This window comes from Corynebacterium jeikeium (genome assembly GCF_000738175.1).
Lineage (GTDB): Bacteria > Actinomycetota > Actinomycetes > Mycobacteriales > Mycobacteriaceae > Corynebacterium > Corynebacterium jeikeium_C.
The window spans coordinates 1-5,506 of sequence record NZ_JFCH01000010.1 but is presented as its reverse complement, the minus strand read 5'-3'; the positions used below and the strand labels follow the sequence as shown (position 1 = coordinate 5,506).

The window sequence follows — 5,506 nt, the reverse complement described above, 5'->3', positions numbered from 1 at the left end:
GTGCCGTTCCAGACACTGCATAACAGACGCGAGCACACTCACAATGCGACAAGAAATCAAAACCCTAGCACACAAATAATGTGTTGAACATCGGCTAATTAGTACCGGTCACCTCCATCACTCACATGACTTCCAGATCCGGCCTATCAACCCCATAATCTACAGGGAACCTCAAAAGAAACCTCATCTCAGAACAGGCTTCCCGCTTAGATGCTTTCAGCGGTTATCCCTCCCATACGTAGCCAACCAGCCATGCCACGGGCGTGACAACTGGCCCACCAGAGGTATGTCCGTCCCGGTCCTCTCGTACTAGGGACAGCCTTCTACAAGTTTCAACGCGCACGGCGGATAGAGACCGAACTGTCTCACGACGTTCTAAACCCAGCTCGCGTGCCGCTTTAATGGGCGAACAGCCCAACCCTTGGGACCTACTCCAGCCCCAGGATGCGACGAGCCGACATCGAGGTGCCAAACCATCCCGTCGATATGGACTCTTGGGGAAGATCAGCCTGTTATCCCCGGGGTACCTTTTATCCGTTGAGCGACACCGCTTCCACAAGCCGGTGCCGGATCACTAGTCCCTACTTTCGTACCTGCTCGACCTGTCAGTCTCACAGTCAAGCTCCCTTGTGCACTTACACTCAACACCTGATTGCCAACCAGGCTGAGGGAACCTTTGGGCGCCTCCGTTACACTTTGGGAGGCAACCGCCCCAGTTAAACTACCCACCAGGCACTGTCCCTAACCCGGATCACGGGCCGAGGTTCAGATGCCCAATCCGATCAGAGTGGTATTTCACCAACGACTCCACAACCACTAGCGTAGCCGCTTCACAGTCTCCCACCTATCCTACACAAACCGAACCGAACACCAATACCAAGCTATAGTGAAGGTCCCGGGGTCTTTTCGTCCTGCCGCGCGTAACGAGCATCTTTACTCGTACTGCAATTTCACCGGGCCTGTGGTTGAGACAGCAGGGAAGTCGTTACGCCATTCGTGCAGGTCGGAACTTACCCGACAAGGAATTTCGCTACCTTAGGATGGTTATAGTTACCACCGCCGTTTACTGGGGCTTAAATTCTCCGCTTCGGACAAAAGTCCTAACAGGTCCTCTTAACCTTCCAGCACCGGGCAGGCGTCAGTCCGTATACATCGACTTACCCGTCTTCGCACGGACCTGTGTTTTTAGTAAACAGTCGCTTCCCTCTATTCTCTGCGACCACCACCAGCTCAACACGTCGTTCACCAGCAGTGGCACCCCTTCTCCCGAAGTTACGGGGCCATTTTGCCGAATTCCTTAACCACAGTTCACCCGAACGCCTTAGTATTCTCTACCTGACCACCTGTGTCGGTTTACGGTACGGGCCGTACATGCACTCACTAGAGGCTTTTCTCGACAGCATAGGATCACCAACATCCCCACAACGGGTACGCATCACGCCTCACCCACATGCAGGACGGATTTACCTAATCCTGCGGGCCACACGCTTACACCACAATCCAATCAGTGGCTTGGCTACCTTCCTGCGTCACCCCATCGCTTGGCTACTACCAGATCAGGTCCCACGCATCCACACACCACACACACAAAGTGCATGTGACACGCTTCAGGGTGGTTAGTATCACTGATTCACCATTGGTCGCACACACACGGGTACGGGAATATCAACCCGTTAACCATCGACTACGCCTGTCGGCCTCGCCTTAGGACCCGACTCACCCTGGGAAGATTAGCTTGACCCAGGAACCCTTAGTCATCCGGCGGATACGTTTCACACGCATCATTCGCTACTCATGCCTGCATTCTCACTCGCATAACCTCCACCACACGGTCACCCGGCAGCTTCCACGATCACACGACGCTCCCCTACCAACCCAACCAAAAGATTGAGTTCCGCGGTTTCGGCGGTGTACTTGAGCCCCACTACATTGTCGGCGCAGAACCACTCGACCAGTGAGCTATTACGCACTCTTTCAAGGATGGCTGCTTCTAAGCCAACCTCCTGGCTGTCTTCGCGATCCCACATCCTTTTCCACTTAGCACACTCTTAGGGGCCTTAACCGGCGATCTGGGCTGTTTCCCTCTCGACTAACGAAGCTTATCCCCCGCAGTCTCACTGCCGCATTCTGACTTACCGGCATTCGGAGTTTGGCTGACGTCGCTAAGATGATAGTCCCGCTCAACCAACCAGTAGCTCTACCTCCGGCAAGAAACACACGACGCTGCACCTAAATGCATTTCGGGGAGAACCAGCTATCACGGAGTTTGATTGGCCTTTCACCCCTACCCACAACTCATCCCCTCAGTTTTCAACCTAAGTGGGTTCGCGCCTCCACAGCCTCTTACAGCTGCTTCACACTGGCCATGGGTAGATCACCCCGCTTCGGGTCCAGGACACGCCACTAAAAACACCCTCATTAGGATTCGGTTTCCCTACGGCTACCCCACAACACGGGTTAACCTCGCGACATGCCGCTGACTCGCAGGCTCATTCTTCAAAAGGCACGCCATCACCCTCTAAAAGGCTCTGACGGCTTGTAGGCACACGGTTTCAGGTACTATTTCACTCCCCTCCCGGGGTACTTTTCACCATTCCCTCACGGTACTCATACACTATCGGTCACAATAAGTATTCAGGCTTACCGGGCGGTCCCGGCAGATTCACAGCAGATTCCACGAGCCCGCTGCTACTCGGGTACATCATGTCAACCCCAACACCACATGCTTTCACGTACCGGACTCTCACCGTCTACGGCAGGCCATTCCAAACCACTTCCGCTAACACATGACACCAGGGCACGGCATGGCAGCACCGCACAACACAACCCCACAACCCCACACACGCAACCCCTGCCAGGTATCACACGCATGCAGTTTAGCCAAAATCCACGTTCGCTCGCCGCTACTAGCAGAATCATTATTATTTTCTTCTCCTACGGGTACTAAGATGTTTCACTTCCCCGCGTTACCACCACACAAACTATGAATTCATCCATGCAGCGACCACACACAACTGTGGCCAGGTTTCCCCATTCGGACACCCTCGGATCAACGCTCGATTGACAACTCCCCGAGGACTATCGCGGCCTTCCACGTCCTTCATCGGCTTATCATGCCCAAGGCATCCACCGTGCGCCCTTCACAGACAACACACAAATACTAAGACACCCACACACCAACCACACAAACAAAACATCCATGCAGCCAGCGCGTGAACAACAATGATTTCAAACAAAAATCACAAAAAAGAAGATACTCGCGTCCACTATACAGTTCTCAAACAACACTGAACACCCACAACACACAAACAACCACACAGAAGTGATCATCCGCCCATTAGCAAGCATCCACACACAAGGAACAAACAGATTGTCCCAGACACCCAACAGCCATGACAAACCAACACTTCGCTCACCCAACCCCAACACAAGTGCCAACCCCAACACACAACATCCACACTACAAAGTGACCTGAACAAAACAGCACCCAACAACCACCACCAAGTGATTGAACCGGCTACCTATTCACCCAGAAACAAAAACAAAAAATAAAAACTCCTTAGAAAGGAGGTGATCCAGCCGCACCTTCCGGTACGGCTACCTTGTTACGACTTCGTCCCAATCGCCGATCCCACCTTCGACAGCTCCCTAACAAGTTTGGGCCACTGGCTTCGGGTGTTACCAACTTTCATGACGTGACGGGCGGTGTGTACAAGGCCCGGGAACGTATTCACCGCAGCGTTGCTGATCTGCGATTACTAGCGACTCCGACTTCATGGAGTCGAGTTGCAGACTCCAATCCGAACTGAGACCGGCTTTAAGGGATTAGCTCCACCTCACGGTATCGCAACCCACTGTACCGACCATTGTAGCATGTGTGAAGCCCTGGACATAAGGGGCATGATGATTTGACGTCATCCCCACCTTCCTCCGAGTTAACCCCGGCAGTCTCTCGCGAGTCCCCACCATAACGTGCTGGCAACACAAGACAAGGGTTGCGCTCGTTGCGGGACTTAACCCAACATCTCACGACACGAGCTGACGACAACCATGCACCACCTGTACACCAGCCACAAGGGAAACTACATCTCTGCAGCGATCCGGTGTATGTCAAGCCCAGGTAAGGTTCTTCGCGTTGCATCGAATTAATCCACATGCTCCGCCGCTTGTGCGGGCCCCCGTCAATTCCTTTGAGTTTTAGCCTTGCGGCCGTACTCCCCAGGCGGGGCGCTTAATGCGTTAGCTACGGCACGGGAATCGTAAATAAAACCCCCACACCTAGCGCCCACCGTTTACGGCATGGACTACCAGGGTATCTAATCCTGTTCGCTACCCATGCTTTCGCTCCTCAGCGTCAGTAACTGCCCAGAGACCTGCCTTCGCCATCGGTGTTCCTCCTGATATCTGCGCATTTCACCGCTACACCAGGAATTCCAGTCTCCCCTACAGCACTCTAGTTATGCCCGTATCGCCTGCACGCCCGAAGTTAAGCCCCGGGATTTCACAGACGACGCGACAAACCACCTACGAGCTCTTTACGCCCAGTAATTCCGGACAACGCTCGCACCCTACGTATTACCGCGGCTGCTGGCACGTAGTTAGCCGGTGCTTCTTATCCAGGTACCGTCACCAAAAGGCTTCTTCCCTAGCGAAAGGAGTTTACAACCCGAAGGCCGTCATCCCCCACGCGGCGTCGCTGCATCAGGCTTGCGCCCATTGTGCAATATTCCCCACTGCTGCCTCCCGTAGGAGTCTGGGCCGTGTCTCAGTCCCAATGTGGCCGTACACCCTCTCAGGCCGGCTACCCGTCGTCGCCTTGGTAGGCCATTACCCCACCAACAAGCTGATAGGCCGCGGGCTCATCTTGCACCGAAAAACTTTCCACCACACACACTAAAGCATGGTCCTATCCGGTATTAGACCCAGTTTCCCAGGCTTATCCCGAAGTGCAAGGCAGATCACCCACGTGTTACTCACCCGTTCGCCACTCGAGTACCCCTTGCAAGCAAAGGGCCTTTCCGTTCGACTTGCATGTGTTAAGCACGCCGCCAGCGTTCGTCCTGAGCCAGGATCAAACTCTCCATAAAAATGCCATCAGACACATGGTGAGCCTGAAAACCAGGCAAACAAAAAACTACTGACAAAAGAATTGAAAAAAGGATAAATAAATCACATCAACCAACACCAACAACACAAAACGCCGCTGACTATTGATCAGACACAACATACATCCCAAAAACTTTTCCAATAACCATTCATCAGCCCAACAAGCACCCGTAAAAAGGCGACTCCTGCTGGGATACGCACATTACATATCGTGGACACGTTAAAACCACGCTGGCGTAACCACCACCAACCCACAATCCATGCGAGCCAATGGAGCACTGAAACAAGTCACAAAAGTAATAAAGACATACAATGCATCAGAATCAACACAAAGGTTGGTCAACAAAGTATCTAAACTTGGTTCATCACGCTATTGAGTTCTCAAACAACCTACGCACAC

Annotated in this window: 2 rRNA genes; both read right to left on the bottom strand. The window is 53.1% G+C overall.

The annotated features are described in order from the left end of the window. Positions 1-77: 77 nt before the first annotated feature. Positions 78-3,154 (bottom strand): 23S ribosomal RNA (locus tag JQ46_RS01015). A 409-nt stretch (positions 3,155-3,563) separates the two neighbouring features. After that, a 16S ribosomal RNA gene (locus tag JQ46_RS01010) occupies positions 3,564-5,087 on the bottom strand. The 16S and 23S rRNA genes sit together here, the layout of an rRNA operon. Positions 5,088-5,506 lie beyond the last annotated feature (419 nt).